The following is a 15,317-nucleotide window of genomic DNA, read 5'->3' as shown; positions in this document are numbered from 1 at the left end:
GCAACGGGGTCGATCGACACCCGCCCCTACCAAGTGCGAAGAGCCGGAAAACCGTATGCCTCGCAGACGATCTGGCAGACGGTGGCCGACCTCGCCGAGAAGCGCTACGTGTTCGAGTCGACGACGCGCCCCAACATCGTGTGGGTCGACCTGAGCGATCTCGACCTCTCGGAGGGCGTACCGGCGGGCAAGCTCGATCTCCTGGGCGACACGGCACTCGAAGGTGGCCTCGCGGGCAATGTCTGCGGCCGATTCGAGAAGTCGGATCCGCTGACGTTCATCGCGATGCCGTCATAGATCTGCACATGGAAGATCCCCGGATGCCTTGCCTTCGGGGATCTTTCTCCATCCGATGGCCACCGCGAACGCTGGGGCGGCCGAGTCGTCTCAGTAGTCGTCGATCCCCGTCATCGTTCGTGTACCCGCATCCACGGTGTCGTCGACGACCGTTGCATCCACCCGGCCCGGCGTGATTCCGCGACGCTCCAGCTCCTCCCAGAGTCCTGACAGGGCTGCGACCGGGTCGAGGTAGTACTCCGATTCCCGGACCCGCCAGAACTTCCAACCGCTGCGGTGCAGTTCGCGCTCCCGCTCCAGATCGGCGCTCTGCCGTTCGGGGCTGGTGTGCCACTGTTCGTCGTCACAGGCAACTGCCAGCTTGCCAGCCGCCCCGGTCACGACCAGATCGATGAAGTGACCGTTCACCTCGACCCGCGGGTTCACGTGATAGCCGCGAGCGGCGACGTCGAGGAAGACGTCCTGCTGGAAGAGGCTGTCGAATGCCTCGTGCCGCTCGTCGCGCGTCACGCCGTCGGGCATCGGCTCGGCCGGCCGCGGGGACGTCGTCCGCATGTGGGTGAGCAGCGAGTACCGCAGGTCGGTGCGACGCAGCGTGTCGATTGTCCTCGAGTGGAACAGCCACAGCTGGTCCTGGGCACGCGAGGCCGCAACGTTGAAGCGTCGCTGGTGTTCGGTCCGGGTCAACGCCGCGATGTTCTGTTCGGGCGCGACGACCATCGACAGGAACACCACGTTCCGTTCGTCGCCCTGGAAGTCCGGGGGCGTGCCGACGCGGAGCCTGCGTTCCTCCCACTGCTCCGGGGTGAGCCGGTCCAGCAGTTCGTTCTGGATGATGTCGACCTGCAACTGCCCCTGCAGCACCACCACACCGAAGGTCTTACCGTCGTAGGCGGGATCCTCGACGCACTTCACGAGCGTGTCGACGAGGGCATGTGCCTCGGCGTAGTTCGTCAGCGTCGAGTTCTGGCCGGTGACGGCCCCGTCCTCGACGAGCGTGGTGCGCAACGGTTGCAGACGATCGGAGCCGTACTGCCGCATGGGAACCAGCGGGTCGTCGGCGTAGAACTGGTCGCTGGACCACGCGATGATCTCCGGCATCGACCGGAAGTGCTCGCGCAACCGGACGATGCTGCCGAACCTCGACCGTAGCAACGAGAACAGACTCGACCGCGGAGTGAAGCTGTCGCGCAGGTAGTTCGGGATGTCGGGCAGATACGAATCGAGGCGGCTGAACACCCCGTCGAGCGCACCGAGCGACACCGCGCTCGGTGCACATTGCTTGTCGTCGCCGACGACGATCACGCGCGGCGCCAGCCACAACAGGAACAGGCTGCTGATGTCGGTCTGGCTCGCTTCGTCGACGATGACGACGTCGAACGAATTCTGTTCGGGCGGAATCGAAGCCAGCACCTGCTGCAGCGGCATCACCCAGGCCGGCACCGCCCCCTGCGCGACCTGCATGGCCTCGCGTGCCGCGGCCCGATAGCGCTCCGCGTAGCGGCCGGTGCCCTTACCGATGCTCGCGATGTGATCGCGGTACGAATGGAGCGCCTGCACCTGCTCGGCCGTGGTGCGGTCGAGACACGCGCTCCATGCCTTCTCCTCGACGAGTTCGGTCGTGAGTCGCGCGATGTCCTTCTCGAGTGCGTCGAGGTCGCGTTCGAACTGTCCGTCGTCGCTGCGCTCGTGGAAGCGTCGCACCCATTCGTCGGCGCGTCGCCACGCCCACGCCTCGTCGATGTCGGCGAGACGAACCGGCCAGGCCAGGCTCAACGGATTCTCCGCGAGGGCCTGAGCGAGTGCGGGTGCTGCGGTGGTCAGGCGCGCGTGGAGGGAGACGAGTTCCAGTTCCTCACGCTGCTCCCCCGCCGCCCGGTCCCACGCATCCAGGGCCGCGTTGATGGCGTCGAAGTCGGCGTCGTGGAAGGCACGGGCCAGCGCGCGTCCTTCGGGCGACGCTCCCCCGGAGATCTGGCTCCGCACGTACATGCCGATGGATTCGAGCCAGTTCTTGCTCGCTTCCGCGGTGCCCGCGGCGGCGATGGTCCGTGCCGACTCGGCGGTGGCCCGCGCCTGCTCGATGCTCGTGATCCGCGGCGCCCCCGGATGAACCTCGCGCAGTGCCGTTTCGACGTCGTGCACGCGGGCCGCGAGATTGTCGACGATGGCACGGTCGCGGTCGAGGAACGCGAGGGTGCCGACCGCGCGGCTGCGCGACTCGTCCAGTTCGATGTCGATGCCGAGGTCGCGGAGGACCACCCGCGCGACCCGGATCGCCTCGAGCGCACGAAGGTGTTCGGCGACGATGCGTGCCGTCTGGGCGGTGGTCGCGGCGACGCCCTCGACGGTCGCGATCTCACCGAGCGCCTCGACGGCGGACTGCTCGTCGCTGCGCCGGAACCGGCTGAATCCGCTGCGCCACGTGTCGCCGGCCTCGAGCTTGCGGGCGAGCGCGTCGTACGCCTCGAAGGCCTGACGTCCCGTCACGGAGGTGTCCACCGAGCTGGCACCGACGATCCGGTCGGCCTCCTGCGCGGCCTGTACGAGCCTGGCGAGCTCGGCGGTCTTCCCCCACAGGTGCTGGGCGCGGCCCGACAGGACGTCGTCGGCGACGCGCCGGATCCGCGCGTCGAGCCGGTCCGCGTCCTCGAGGGCACCCTGCAACTGCTCGCACAGGTCGCGGATACGGCCGAGTGCTTCGAGCGACGCGCCCTCGAGGATCCGCAGCAATCCCTGCGTCTCACCGTTGGTCGTGCCGCTCGACGCCTGGGAGACGGCGGCGCACGCGTACTGCAGTTCTCTCTGGGTGGGCAGGGACAGTTCGGGGAAGCGCTGCTGGCGACGGCGCGCCCGCTCGACGCTCGACCGCTGATGCAGCGAGTGGAGGGTGACGAGTTCGTCGACCGTCAGCAGCGAGGTGTCGGTGAGCAGAGGCGCGGGCAACCACGCGTACTTGGTCTCGTTCGCGCGGACCCGCCGGACGATCGACGCGGCCGTTCCCTCGTAGCCGGCGGCGACATCGGCGTGGACCTCGGTCTCCTCTGCGCGCGCCTGCCGGATCTGTTCCATCAGCGTCGCGCGACGGTCGAGGGCGTCGTTGCGGTGCGTGGTGAGCTCGTCGATGCGTTCCTGCGCGCGCCGAACGTTGAATTGCGCCTTGCGGATGGCGATTTCGCTGACACTGCGGGTGAGTTCCACGGTGCCGCCGCGCACCGGGTCGGTGACGGCCACGCACAGTTCCTGCAGCTCGGACGGGAGCTTCTCCCGGAGCACACGCAGCGCCTGCGCCTTCTCACTGGTGACCAGCACACGCTGTCCGCGCGCGAGCAGCGCCGCGACGATGTTGGCGATGGTGTGGGTCTTGCCCGTACCCGGAGGTCCCTCCACCACGACACCGCTGTCGCCGGCGAGCCGGTCGATGATGTCGCGCTGTTCCTCGTTCGCGGGCAGCGGCAGCAACTGCTCGCCGGTGAACTCGGTCGAGGGCGTGCCGATGCGGTCGAGCCATGCGACGCGGTCGGCCGGTTCGATCGCTTCGACGAGCTGCGCCAGCCCGAGCGGCACCGGGTTCGACTCGTCGGCGGCCGCCTCGGTCATGCGGCTGTAGTACTCGATGAGTGCGTGGGCGCCGCGCTTGCGCAGCACGAGCACCGGCGACGGCGTCACGAACGCATCCGACGACGACGCTTCGTCCGCACGATCGACGACGTCGACCGGCACGGTGAGCGCACGCTCGGCCCAGCTCTTCAGGAACGCGCGGGCTGCGGGGTCGAGGGGCGACGCGACCTGGGTAACGAGCGCGTCGTGCAGTTCGCGGACACTCGTGGGGTCGAAGACCTCCAGTCCGGTGAGGAGCTGGACGTCCTCGAGCGACGGTCCGGCGCTGGGACTCAACCGGACCACGAGGTCACCGGAGTCGCCCTCTCGCTCGATAAGCGCGGTCTGCGTGATCAGGTGCGTGTGGACCCGCGCGCCCGCCACGCCCTCGGAGAGGTGCAGCAGACCCGACGCGACGACGAGCTCCAGCGATTCCGGCTGGTCCTCGAGGTCGAGCATCGCTCGCTGCAGGAAGCTGTACAGATGCGAGGCGGCCTGCCGTTCACGATCGACGACCGCCCACGTCCGCCAGTCGGTCAGCCAGGCGTCGGCACCGTCGATGCCGATGGCCAGCGGGTCGAGTTCGGGCTCGACGGCGGAATCCGTGATGTCGCCGTGCACGAACTTCGCGACCTCGGCGGACGGGCGCGGCGGGTCCTCGAGCTGGGCGCGACGCGCACGCAGGACGATGTCGCCCGACGCGGCATGAGCCCGCAGACCAGCCCTGATGTTTCCCTCCTCGAGGGACATCACGGCGCGGTGTTTGTCGACGACGCGGACGGGCGCGCTGCGGGCCTTGACGAGCTCGGCCAGGAAGGCAAGCAGGCGCTGCACGCGATCCCTCAATTCGGGTTCGCGCTCGTCTGACCCCACTCGCACTCCACTCACCCTTGCGGACGTCCTTCCGCCCGTCGACGGAGACGGGTATGTCCACCTTAGAAGTCTTGGTCGACATGCGCGTTTCCGGACCCGGACGACGCGCGCCGCCATTTCCGCCGAGTCTCGCCGTCAAGATGCTGACCTGCAGGAATGAGCGAGGTCGACGTGTCAAGGGATGGTGATCGTGCGCGAGGCGCTCGGAGCGTGGTTGGTCGTGCCGAGCTCCCGTGCCGTCTGCCGCGGCGGCACATGATCGAGCGCCCACCGCTCGACCAGCAGCGTGATCTTGGTGATCATCTCGGTGCGCAGACGCTGGAAGGAATCGTCCGGATCGGTCCCGACCCACCCGAGGAGCACCCACCATGCCCACGCGACCGCGCCGGCGTTGGCCACGAAGTCCGGGATCACCGGGATGCCGCGGCCGGTGAGCACGGCTTCGGCGTCGGGCGTCGTCGCGGAGTTCGCGGCCTCGATGACGACCCGCCCGGCGACCCGGCCGACGTTCTCCGCGGTGATGGCGTAGGAGATGGCGGCGGGGACGAAGATGTGGGCGGGAATGCCGATCACCGCGTCGCGGGGCAGTTGCTCGACGTGCGACGGGACGCGGGAGCGGTCGATCTCCCCGTACTCGTCGCGGAGGTCGAGCAGTGCCGGGATGTCCAGTCCGTCAGCGCAATACAGTGTTCCTGCGGCATCGGCGACGGCGGTCACGCGCATGCCCGCTTCGTGCAGATACCAGGCGGCGCCGCCACCCATCGTGCCGATTCCCTGGATCGCGACGGTGGTCTCGACCGGTGCCCAGCGGTATGCGTTCGCGGTGGCGATGCAGGCCTGCGCGACGCCGTAACCACCGATCACGTCACCCAGCAGGAAGCCGCCGTAGACCGGCGCGTTCAGGGAGGTGCGTACCCGTTCCAAGGTGATCGCCGGGTCTGCCGCACGGTTGATCGCGGCGTGGAAGGACTGGTGCAGTCCCAGCCGCTCGAAGACCTCGTCGAGGAGGTGCTGGGGAACGCCCAGGTCCTCGGCGGTGACCCAGTGCGCGTTCAACCAGGGACGCATCGCCTGGCAGAAGCGCTGCAGCACATCGACGGCACGGGGGTCCTTCGGGTCGAAGTCGATCCCGCCCTTCGCGCCGCCCACCGGCAGGTCGAACACCGCGGTCTTCGCGGCCATGCCGCGCGCCAGGTCCTCGACCTCCGACATCGTGCACCCGGCCCGCATGCGGGTGCCACCGGTCGCCAGATCGCCCACCAGGGTGTGGACGACGAGATAGCCGTGCGCACCTGTCATCGGGTCCGTCCAGGTGAGACGCAGGAAGGGTTCGTCCCTGCGGGTGTCCACCGCGTCGACGCGTGTTGCCATGGTGGTCATATGCGGTCCCCCGTTCGTCAGAGCCGTCGCTACGTCGATTCGGCCGGTGACGCCAGCGTGCCCGGGGGCGGCGCGGGGCGTCCAGTTACGAAACTCGAAGGTCGGAGTTCACGATTTCTACACAACGCGAGCTCACAGCGGTTGCAGGTCCCCGGGCGCGCCCTACGCTGACGGCATGGAGTTGTCCCTGCGCCGGTTACGGATGCTTCGAGAACTGCATCGCCGAGGCACCGTCACGGCCGCCGCACTCGCCCTGCATTACACCACCTCGGCTGTCTCGCAACAGCTCACCCAACTCGAACGGGACGTCGGCGCAACGCTTTTCGAGCGAAGGGGACGTCGGGTCCAGTTGACGGAGGCGGGCGTGCTGCTCGCCGAACACGCCGAGGAGATCCTGCAGTCGGTGGAGCGCGCGACGACCGCGCTCGAACAGACCCGCGACGGGGTCACCGCGCGCCTGACCGCCGGGGTATGGGCCTCCGTCGCATCCACTCTGATCCCCAGCGCGCTGGCATTGCTGGCCACCGAGCATCCCGGCATCGAGGTCCGCACGCGAGAGCTCGCCCCCGAGGAGACCGCCGGCGCCGTCCGTGACGGATCGCTGGACTTCTCGTTCGTCATCGAATACTCCGGCTACCCGATGTTGTGGGATCCGGAGCTGACCAAGGTGGTGATCGCGGTCGAGCGACTGCACGCCGCGGTGCCGCCCGGGACGGTGCCGGCGGGCACCATCGCACTCGCCGACCTCGCCGAGCATCCGTGGGTATTGGCCGGCCCGAACTCGCACTTCGGCCGCGCGGTGAGCCTCGCGTGTCAACGTGCGGGGTTCGAGCCGAGGATCAACCACGAGGTCGGTGAGCAGGCGACGGCGCTGGCGATGGTCGCCGCGGGGCTGGGTGTCACGCTCGTCTCCGATCTCGGGCTGACGTTGAGCTCACCCGGGGTCGAGGTGGTGGCGCTGACCGAACCGCTCGTGCGCACGATCTCCATCGCGCATCGCGGGGTCGCGTCGGAACGGCCGCCGCTGCGCCTCGTGATCGACGCGGTGCGCACCGCCGCAGCGGAACGGGGGCTCGCGGCGCAGTAGCCACGAGCCCCCGTCTGTCGCTGCCTACTGCGCGAGCTGCTTACGCAGCACGTACTTCAGGATTCCGCCGTGCTGGAAGTACTCGGCCTCGGCGGGGGTGTCGATGCGCACCGTCGCGTCGAACTCTGTGTCCCCCGCCTTCACGTGCACGGTCTCGGGGATCTCGTCGCTGTCCGCCAGACCGGTGATGGTGAATTCCTCCTCCCCCGTCAGGCCGAGGCTCTGCGCCGACTCGCCCTCCGGGAACTGCAACGGCAGCACGCCCATACCGATGAGGTTGGAGCGGTGGATGCGCTCGTACGACTGCGCGATCACCGCGCGCACCCCCAACAGCAACGTGCCCTTGGCCGCCCAGTCACGCGACGAGCCCGACCCGTACTCCGCGCCCGCGAGCACGACCAGCGGTGTGCCGCCCTCCGCGTACTTCTGCGCGGCGTCGTAGATACTCATCTGCTCGTCGGTCGGCAGATAGCGGGTGACGCCACCCTCGACGTCCGGCACCAGTTGGTTGCGCAGTCGGATGTTGGCGAAGGTGCCGCGGATCATCACCTCGTGGTTGCCGCGTCGCGACCCGTAGGAGTTGAAGTCGGCCTGCTCGACGCCGTGCTCCTGCAGGTAGCGACCCGCGGGGCTGTCGCGTCGGATCGCACCGGCCGGCGAGATGTGGTCGGTGGTCACGGAGTCGCCGAGCAGCGCGAGTACCCGCGCGCCCTCGATGTCGCGCAGCGGCTCGGGTTCCGACGACATGTCCTCGAAGTAGGGAGGACGTCGCACGTAGGTCGACTCGTCCTTCCATTCGAACACCTCGCTGTCGGGCACGTCGAGGTTCCGCCACGTCTCGTCACCGGTGTAGACGTCCTGGTAACCGGTCTCGAACATCTCCGCGCGCACCGCGTCGTCGATGACCTCCTGGATCTCCTGCGTCGTGGGCCAGATGTCGCGCAGGTAGACCTCGTTGCCCTCACTGTCGGTGCCGAGCGGGTCATTGAAGAGGTCGACGAGCATCGACCCGGCCAGCGCATACGCGATCACCAGCGGCGGCGACGCGAGGAAATTCATCTTCGTCTGCGGATGGATGCGTCCCTCGAAGTTGCGGTTGCCCGACAGCACGGCCGAGACGTTGACGTCGTGCTCGTCGATCGCGGCCGCGATCTCGTCGGGAAGCGGGCCGGAATTGCCGATGCAGGTCGTGCAGCCGTAACCGACGAGGTTGAAGCCGAGCTTGTCGAGATAGGGCGTCAGACCCGAACGTTCGTAGTAGTCGGTGACGATCCGCGACCCCGGAGCCAGCGTGGTCTTCACCCACGGCTTGCTCCGCAGCCCCTTCTCCACGGCCTTCTTGGCGAGCAGCGCCGCACCGATCATCACCGACGGGTTCGACGTGTTCGTGCACGATGTGATCGCCGCGATCACCACGTGTCCGTTGTCGAGTTCGAACTCGTCACCGTCCCCGACCCGCACCGGGACCTTCTTCGACGGCGGCGCCGAGGTGTCGGCGTCGTCGGGCACCGGGTCGCGCGGCTCGTCGCGGGAGTCCTCGCTGCGCACCGACACCGGGTCGCTGGCAGGGAATGATTCGAGCACGCCCTCGTCGACACCCGAGTCCTGGACGCGGGAGACGACGTCGGGCACTTCCTCACCGTTGAGCAGCGAGGTCACGGCCTTCGGTGCGAGGGCGACGGGGATGCGGTCCTGCGGTCGCTTCGGGCCGGCGACGGACGGTCGCACCTTCGACAGATCCAGTTCGACGACCTCGCTGTAGTCGGGTTCGCGATCGGGGTCGTGCCACAGACCCTGTTCTTTCGCATACGCCTCGACGAGGCGGATCTGCCCCTCGTCGCGACCGGTGAGACGCAGGTAGTCGAGGGTCGCGTCGTCGATCGGGAAGATCGAGATCGTCGAGCCGTACTCGGGGCTCATGTTGCCGATGGTCGCGCGGTTGGCGAGCGGCACGTTGGCGACACCGGGACCGAAGAACTCGACGAACTTGCCGACCACGCCTGTCTTGCGGAGCATCTCGGCGACGGTGAGCACGAGGTCGGTCGCCGTGGTGCCCTCCTGCAGTTCGCCGGTGAGCTTGAAGCCGACGACCTGCGGGATCAACATCGACGCCGGCTGGCCCAGCATCGCCGCCTCGGCTTCGATGCCGCCGACACCCCAGCCGACGACACCGAGGCCGTTGATCATGGGGGTGTGCGAGTCGGTGCCGACGAGCGAGTCGGGATAGGCGACGAGCCCGCCGTCCTCGTCCTCCCGCGTGAAGACGACGCGGGCCAGGTACTCGAGGTTCACCTGATGGCAGATGCCGGTGCCGGGCGGGACCACCTTGAAGTCGTCGAACGCTCCCTGCGCCCAGCGCAGCAGCTCGTAGCGCTCGCGGTTGCGCTGGAACTCGAGGTCGGTGTTGATCCGAAAGGCGTCCTCGGTGCCGAAGACGTCGGCGATCACCGAATGGTCGATGACCAGTTCGGTGGGGATCAGCGGGTTGATGCGCTTCGGGTCGCCGCCCTGCTGGGTCATGGCGTCGCGCATCGCGACGAGGTCCACAACGCACGGCACGCCGGTGAAGTCCTGCATGAGAACGCGTGCCGGGGAGAACTGGATCTCCGGGTTGTGCGTCGACTTCGGATCCCAACCCGCGACGGCCTCGATCTGCTCCCGGGTGACCAGTCGCCCGTCCTCGGTGCGCAGCAGGTTCTCCAGCAGGACCTTGAGACTGTAGGGCAATCGCTCCGAGCCCGGGACCTTGTCGATGCGATAGATGCGATAGTCGGTGTCGTCGACCTCCAGGGTGTCGCGCGTGCCGAAACTGTCGTCACTCATGAACGTGCCTCCCGACTGCGATGTTTCCGGTGGTTACCCGAATGGGTAGCCCGTTCCGCCGTGCGGCAATCACATGGGTTCAGCTGGTGGTGCGTGCGACCTCGTCGGTGATGAGAGCGATGCCGTCGGGCGGTTCCGTGACGCCGACCAGGACGGCCTGTGTGATGCCGTTGCCGAGTGCGACGAGGCGTAGGGCTTCCGTTCGCGCCTTGTCGGGTGGCATGCCCAGTTCTTCGAGGAGTCGCCGGGCCTCCTCTGTTGTGCCTTTTGTCGACTCTTCCAGGAACGCACGGATCCAGTGGTCGCTCGCGGACTTGGCGAGGTAGGCATACCAGACGGACACCCCGAGACGTCCGGCTTCGTCCGTCGGGACTGGTTGAGCGAGAAGCGCGACGAGCGCTGCCTGCGGATCGGATTCTGCTCGTTCGTAGCGTTTTTCGGCCTCGGCGACCATGAATTCGGCGCCCGTACGGATGAGGTGTTCCTTGGAATCGAAGTAGTGCTGGATACGGCCGATCGACACTCCCCCGGCGGCCGCCACCGCCTGGAAGGTCACGCCGTCGATTCCTCGCTCGTGGATGACCGCCCACAGCGCGTACACGATCTCCCTACGGCGTTGCGCATGGTCGACGACTCTCGGCATGATCCCACGATACAATATGAACATATTGCAACGTCGACGATCAGAGGCTCCCGATGACCCAGCGCACTCGATCGAACAGATTCATTCGACGCGCCGGCACGGCGCTGGTCGCGATACTCGCAGTCGTCGGCCTGGTCGCCGCCTATCAGTTCTTCTTCGGCGCGCCGGGAGTCGGCCACTTCCGCAGTGATTCCGGTCGGGCCGGTTACGTCGCTGCCTACGAGAGAGCGATGTCTGCGCTGCCGCCACCTTCTGCAGTTCATGACGTTCCTACTCGGTTCGGCACGGTCCGCGTCTACGAATGGACGTCGCCTCGGACGGTCGACTCGGTGCCCGTCGTTCTCGTCCCGGGCCGCGCGTCGGGTGTGCCGATGTGGGGCGAGAACCTTCCGGGCTTCCTCCCCGAGCACCGCGTTCTCGCGTTCGATGCTCTCGGCGACGCAGGCTTGTCCGTCCAGGCGGCACCTCTGACCTCCACGGACGACCAGGCGCTGTGGATCGACGACACGCTCTCAGGTCTCGGAGTGGAGACCGCTCATGTCGTCGGACATTCCTTCGGCGGGGCGAGCGCAGCGTCCTACGCGAAGCAGTTCCCCGAGAAAGTCCGGTCGCTGACGCTGCTCGAGCCTGTGTTCACCTTCGGTTATCCCCCTGCCCGAATGTTGTTCTGGGCGTCGGTGTCGACACTGCCGGGCCTTCCGACCGATTGGCGGGACACGGCACTCGCGAAGGTCGGGGGTGTCGACGACTATGACTCCGATGACGCCATGGCGACGATGATCTCGGAGGGTTCGGAGCATTTCTCCGCCGCACTACCGACCCCGTCGCCCCTGAGCGACGACGAGCTTGCGGCTTTGGTTATGCCCACCTATGTCGCTATCGCGGAGCGTGATTCACTCGTCGGAAGCGAGAAAGCAGCCGATCGAGCACGGCAACTCGCTGATGCCGAGGTTCTGGTCTTTCCCGACACGACGCACTCGCTCCCCATGCAGGCAAAGGATCGACTGAACTCGGAACTACCCGAGTTCTGGCGCGGGGTCGAGCAGGGCTGACGCGGTAGCGGAGCGGTTGTGTTAGCGTCTGCCCGACAATCGATCGGGGGGTCGCATGGGCAGGTGGGGAATCGTCACGCTCGCAGCAGTCGCGGCAGTCGCGACGGCCTGCAGTCCGAGCGCCGCGGACGATGCCACAGGAGACGAGACGACGACGTCGACCACCCGCACCCCGCGCATCACCGACGACTCCGGTCGACCGCCCGTCACCTTCGACCCCTGCTACGACATCCCCGACGACGTCATGAACGCAGCTGGGTACGACGCGGCGAAGAAGGAAGTCGCGGACATGCCGATGGGGACGCATACCTTCCTCGGTTGCACATACAAGAAGGAAGATCTTGTCCCCGGAGTCAGGCGGGGGTACAGCCTGAACATCTTGTCGGGAAACGTCAGCCTCGACGAGGAGTTGAAGAAGAACGGGCATGTAGCAACCAGCGCGACCATCAACGGCCGATCCGCGCTACTCGAGGTGGATCCCGAAAACCGGGATGCATGCACTTATGTACTCCAAACGGACTTCGGCGTGGTCTTCGTCACAAGGCTGTACAACACAGACCATCCAGGGCCGGCGCCCCAGAGCGAATGGTGCGCGGGCATGGAGGAGTTCGTCGGCTCGATCGAACCGCACATCGCGAACTGAAGAGGGTGGTCATGTCGAGTTCCACCAGGCTCGAACCCAGCGTCATCGACGAACTCGTGAGGATATGCAACACAATGCTCACGGAGTTCGAAGACGCGCGAACGACCGCAGAATGGCTTACCAGAACCGAAGGTTTCGGCGACTTCGACTCAGCACAGCAGCTCGCGGCGGGGTACCGACGGAAGGCTGCAGGCACTCCGGAATCAGCGAAGGAGCGTGTCGAGCAATTCATCGACGCACTCATCCAGCTCCGCGACGCCTTCGCCACCGGCGGAGCAGCCTTCCTCGACACCGAATCCGACTGGGCCCGCCAACTCGCCGCCACCGACCCCGACAGCGGAGCGGGAAACGGTCATCAGGGCGCGCAATAACGCGCACCTCTGACCATTTCGCGCTCCGGAGCAGTGCCCGGGACGGTTGTGTTAGCGTCTGCCCGACAATCGATCGGGGGGTCGCATGGGCAGGTGGGGCATCGTTGCGCTCGCAGCACTGGCTGTCATGGGGACGGCGTGCAGTCCGGGTTCAGCTGATGATGTCGCTGTAGGCGACGAAACTGCCACCACGACAACCCGAACCCCGCGCATCACCGACGACTCCGGCCGACCACCAGTCACCTTCGACCCCTGCTACGACATACCCGACGACGTCATGAACGCGGCCGGGTACGACGCGAGTGAGAAGAAGATGGCGGACATGCCCATGGGGTCGCACACCTTCCTCGGTTGCCGCTACGCCGGAACCATCCATATTCCTGGAGCACTTGCTCGCTACGGGCTGATCATCCTGGCGGGCAACGTGACCCTCGAAGAAGAACTCGAGAAAAACGGCGTTGTTTCAACCACAACCACCATCAATGGACGCCGCGCCTTACGGGAAGTCGGAGCGAACGGCAACGACGAATGCACCTACGTCCTCGAAGCCGACTTCGGAATCATCCTGTTCAATCGGCTTTACCACAAGGACCACGCCGGGCCTGTACCTGTGGACGAGTGGTGTGCTGGCCTCGATCAATTCGTCGAGAGAATTGAGCCATTCGTCGGTGCATGACCGAGCAGAAGGAACGAGTGGGATTGATGACCGACTTCACGCGGCTCGAACCGCACGTTGTTGAAGAAATCGTCAGGATCTGTGAAGTGATGCTGCTCGAGTTCCGGGAAGCATTGGAAATTACGTCGCTGTTGGGTAATCCTCATGGTTTCGGCGACTTCGACTCCGCTCAGCAACTCGCCGCAGGCTATCGTCGCAAAGCCGCAGGCACACCTGAGTCAGCAAGAGAACGCGTCGAGCAGTTCATAGAAGTACTCACCCAACTTCGCGACGCCTTCGCAACCGGCGGAGAAGCCTTCCTCGACACCGAATCCGACTGGGCCCGCCAACTCGCCATCGCCGACCCCGACAGCGGAGCGGGAAACGGTCATCAGAGCGCGCAATAACGCGCGCCTCTGACCACTTCGCGCGCTCGATCGGTTGTGTCGGCGTCCGGCCGGCATTCGATCGGGGTCGAATGGGCAAGGGGAACAACCGATGCGACTTCCATCCACTCGCCCGTTGGCTATTCGGAATGGTGCAGACAGTATCTGCGATTGCGGTCACAATCAATCCGACCCTGTGAATCAGACCACCAGCAGATGCCTACGGGCGCGCGGAGCGGGAAACGGTCATCGGAGCGCGCGTCAGCGCGCTCTTGTGACTAGTTCGCGCTCCGGAGTGCTGGGCCGATCCGTTGTGTTAGCGTCTGCCGACAAATCGATCGGGGGGTCGCATGGGTAGGTGGGGAACAGTCGCGCTCGCAGCACTGGCGGTAGTGGCGACGGCGTGCAGTCCGGGTTCGGCGGAGCCGGCCACGAGCGACGAGGCTTCCACGTCGGCCACCCGGACCCCGCGCATCACCGACGACTCCGGCAGACCCCCCGTCACCTTCGACCCCTGCTACGACATCCCCGACGACGTCATGCACGCGGCCGGGTACGACGCGGGGAAGAAGGAAGTCGCGGACATGCCGATGGGGACGTACACCTACCTGGGGTGCCGATACAAAGGCACCGTCAAGATCCCGGGGGTGCTGGCTCGCTACGACCTCACCTTGTTGTCGGGAAACGTGTCTCTTGACGAGCAGCTTGCGGAGAATCCGACCGGAGCGACACCGACGACCATCAACGGTCGCCCTGCTGCGGTGAGGGTCGATCCCGATCGAAGCCTCACTTGCAGCTACCTGTTGCAGACGAGCTTCGGGGCTGTCATCTTAAACAGGCTTTACCACCCGGATTACCCCGGGGGTCCGCCGATCGAAGAGTGGTGCACCGACTTCGAGGAGTTGGTGTCTTCGATCGAGCCATACGTCACTGATTGAACTGTCGGATCGTCAGGAGACAGCATGTCGTCGCCCTTCGTACGGCTGGAACCGGCTGTGGTCGCCGAGATACTTCGAATCTGCGAGGTGATGCTCGACGAACTCCGAGAGTCCAAGACACTCGCCGACGGCCTCTACGACGCACGTGGATTCGGGGATTTCGAGTCCGCCAAACAACTTGCTGCGGGATATCGCCGCAAAGGTGCTGGAACGCCACAATCAGCGAGCGAACGCATGCAGCAGTTCATCGACGCCCTCACCCAACTCCGCGACGCCTTCGCAACCGGCGGGGAAGCCTTTCTCGACACCGAATCCGATTGGGCCCGCCAACTCGCCACCACCGACCCCGACAGCGGAGCGGGAAATGGTCATCAGAGCGCGCAATAACGTGCACCTTTGACCATTTCGCGCGTTCGAGCAGTTGTGTTGGTGTCGGCCGACAATCGATCGGGACCGAATAGGCAAGGGGAACAGCTGATTCGGCTTCCATCCGCTCGCAGGTTCGTCATTCGCTACGGTTACGCGCTGGTTGTCAGGATGTTCGTGAGACACCTGGCAATCAGCGCGGG

At 66.3% G+C, this 15,317-nt stretch carries 12 protein-coding genes and 1 pseudogene; 9 read left to right on the top strand and 4 right to left on the bottom strand.

The genetic code is table 11. From position 1 onward, the window contains the following. Positions 1 to 297, top strand: a pseudogene (locus QR64_RS03270) (choloylglycine hydrolase); the annotation flags it as partial. 90 nt (positions 298 to 387) lie between these two features. On the opposite strand, the gene QR64_RS03265 reads toward QR64_RS03270, so the two are convergent. Both QR64_RS03265 and QR64_RS03260 read right to left on the bottom strand, forming a co-directional pair. After that, entirely contained in the window at positions 388 to 4,776 is a 4,389-nt protein-coding gene (locus tag QR64_RS03265) for an AAA domain-containing protein (RefSeq protein ID WP_052227177.1), read from the bottom strand. A gap of 168 nt (positions 4,777 to 4,944) precedes the next feature. Further along, on the bottom strand, positions 4,945 to 6,150 hold the full coding sequence (locus tag QR64_RS03260) for a glutamate dehydrogenase (RefSeq protein WP_052227176.1): 1,206 nt from the start codon (positions 6,148 to 6,150) through the stop codon (positions 4,945 to 4,947). Positions 6,151 to 6,325: 175 nt separating this feature from the next. Here QR64_RS03260 and QR64_RS03255 point away from each other — a divergent pair, with 175 nt between their 5' ends. Then, positions 6,326 to 7,237: a LysR family transcriptional regulator gene (locus QR64_RS03255; protein ID WP_024103548.1), complete on the top strand. Its 912-nt coding sequence runs from the start codon at positions 6,326 to 6,328 to the stop codon at positions 7,235 to 7,237. A gap of 24 nt (positions 7,238 to 7,261) precedes the next feature. Here the strand turns inward: QR64_RS03255 and QR64_RS03250 are convergent, their stop codons facing one another. Both QR64_RS03250 and QR64_RS03245 read right to left on the bottom strand, forming a co-directional pair. Further along, complete coding sequence (locus tag QR64_RS03250) at positions 7,262 to 10,060, bottom strand: aconitate hydratase (RefSeq protein ID WP_039584072.1); 2,799 nt, start codon at positions 10,058 to 10,060, stop codon at positions 7,262 to 7,264. A gap of 79 nt (positions 10,061 to 10,139) precedes the next feature. Beyond that, complete coding sequence (locus tag QR64_RS03245) at positions 10,140 to 10,703, bottom strand: TetR/AcrR family transcriptional regulator (RefSeq protein WP_039584070.1); 564 nt, start codon at positions 10,701 to 10,703, stop codon at positions 10,140 to 10,142. 53 nt (positions 10,704 to 10,756) lie between these two features. Between QR64_RS03245 and QR64_RS03240 the strand changes: the two genes are divergently transcribed. The 7 genes from QR64_RS03240 to QR64_RS03210 all read left to right on the top strand — a co-directional run bounded on the left by QR64_RS03240 (position 10,757) and on the right by QR64_RS03210 (position 15,135). After that, positions 10,757 to 11,755, top strand: coding sequence for an alpha/beta fold hydrolase (locus QR64_RS03240; RefSeq protein WP_039584069.1), 999 nt, complete (start codon positions 10,757 to 10,759; stop codon positions 11,753 to 11,755). A gap of 55 nt (positions 11,756 to 11,810) precedes the next feature. Then, positions 11,811 to 12,398 carry a DUF3558 domain-containing protein gene (locus tag QR64_RS03235; RefSeq protein ID WP_006554872.1) on the top strand — a complete coding sequence of 196 codons (588 nt, stop codon included), beginning with the start codon at positions 11,811 to 11,813 and terminating at the stop codon, positions 12,396 to 12,398. Positions 12,399 to 12,409: 11 nt separating this feature from the next. After that, positions 12,410 to 12,769, top strand: coding sequence for a hypothetical protein (locus QR64_RS03230; protein WP_039584077.1), 360 nt, complete (start codon positions 12,410 to 12,412; stop codon positions 12,767 to 12,769). Positions 12,770 to 12,854: 85 nt separating this feature from the next. After that, on the top strand, positions 12,855 to 13,445 hold the full coding sequence (locus QR64_RS03225; protein ID WP_039584068.1) for a DUF3558 domain-containing protein: 591 nt from the start codon (positions 12,855 to 12,857) through the stop codon (positions 13,443 to 13,445). A 26-nt stretch (positions 13,446 to 13,471) separates the two neighbouring features. Next, positions 13,472 to 13,831, top strand: a complete 360-nt coding sequence (locus QR64_RS03220; protein ID WP_039584076.1) for a hypothetical protein — start codon at positions 13,472 to 13,474, stop codon at positions 13,829 to 13,831. Positions 13,832 to 14,160: 329 nt separating this feature from the next. Then, positions 14,161 to 14,748 carry a DUF3558 domain-containing protein gene (locus tag QR64_RS03215; protein ID WP_039584067.1) on the top strand — a complete coding sequence of 196 codons (588 nt, stop codon included), beginning with the start codon at positions 14,161 to 14,163 and terminating at the stop codon, positions 14,746 to 14,748. Positions 14,749 to 14,772: 24 nt separating this feature from the next. Beyond that, the gene (locus QR64_RS03210; RefSeq protein ID WP_039584065.1) at positions 14,773 to 15,135 is read left to right on the top strand and encodes a hypothetical protein; all 363 of its coding nucleotides are present in this window, start codon (positions 14,773 to 14,775) and stop codon (positions 15,133 to 15,135) included. The last annotated feature ends 182 nt before the right edge of the window (positions 15,136 to 15,317 follow it).

Source organism: Rhodococcus sp. Chr-9 (assembly GCF_000801125.1).
Taxonomy (GTDB): Bacteria; Actinomycetota; Actinomycetes; order Mycobacteriales; family Mycobacteriaceae; genus Rhodococcus; species Rhodococcus pyridinivorans.
The sequence above is the reverse complement of the archived record's forward strand: the minus strand, read 5'-3'. Positions and strand labels throughout refer to the sequence as shown.

What these genes read in the sequence shown, in the direction of transcription:
- QR64_RS03240 (WP_039584069.1), top strand. Translation starts at nt 10,757, where the DNA reads ATGACCCAGCGCACTCGATCGAACAGATTCATTCGACGCGCCGGCACG.
- QR64_RS03225 (WP_039584068.1), top strand. Translation starts at nt 12,855, where the DNA reads ATGGGCAGGTGGGGCATCGTTGCGCTCGCAGCACTGGCTGTCATGGGG.
- QR64_RS03255 (WP_024103548.1), top strand. Translation starts at nt 6,326, where the DNA reads ATGGAGTTGTCCCTGCGCCGGTTACGGATGCTTCGAGAACTGCATCGC.
- QR64_RS03250 (WP_039584072.1), bottom strand. Translation starts at nt 10,060, where the DNA reads ATGAGTGACGACAGTTTCGGCACGCGCGACACCCTGGAGGTCGACGAC.
- QR64_RS03230 (WP_039584077.1), top strand. Translation starts at nt 12,410, where the DNA reads ATGTCGAGTTCCACCAGGCTCGAACCCAGCGTCATCGACGAACTCGTG.
- QR64_RS03260 (WP_052227176.1), bottom strand. Translation starts at nt 6,150, where the DNA reads ATGACCACCATGGCAACACGCGTCGACGCGGTGGACACCCGCAGGGAC.
- QR64_RS03220 (WP_039584076.1), top strand. Translation starts at nt 13,472, where the DNA reads ATGACCGACTTCACGCGGCTCGAACCGCACGTTGTTGAAGAAATCGTC.
- QR64_RS03215 (WP_039584067.1), top strand. Translation starts at nt 14,161, where the DNA reads ATGGGTAGGTGGGGAACAGTCGCGCTCGCAGCACTGGCGGTAGTGGCG.
- QR64_RS03235 (WP_006554872.1), top strand. Translation starts at nt 11,811, where the DNA reads ATGGGCAGGTGGGGAATCGTCACGCTCGCAGCAGTCGCGGCAGTCGCG.
- QR64_RS03210 (WP_039584065.1), top strand. Translation starts at nt 14,773, where the DNA reads ATGTCGTCGCCCTTCGTACGGCTGGAACCGGCTGTGGTCGCCGAGATA.
- QR64_RS03245 (WP_039584070.1), bottom strand. Translation starts at nt 10,703, where the DNA reads ATGCCGAGAGTCGTCGACCATGCGCAACGCCGTAGGGAGATCGTGTAC.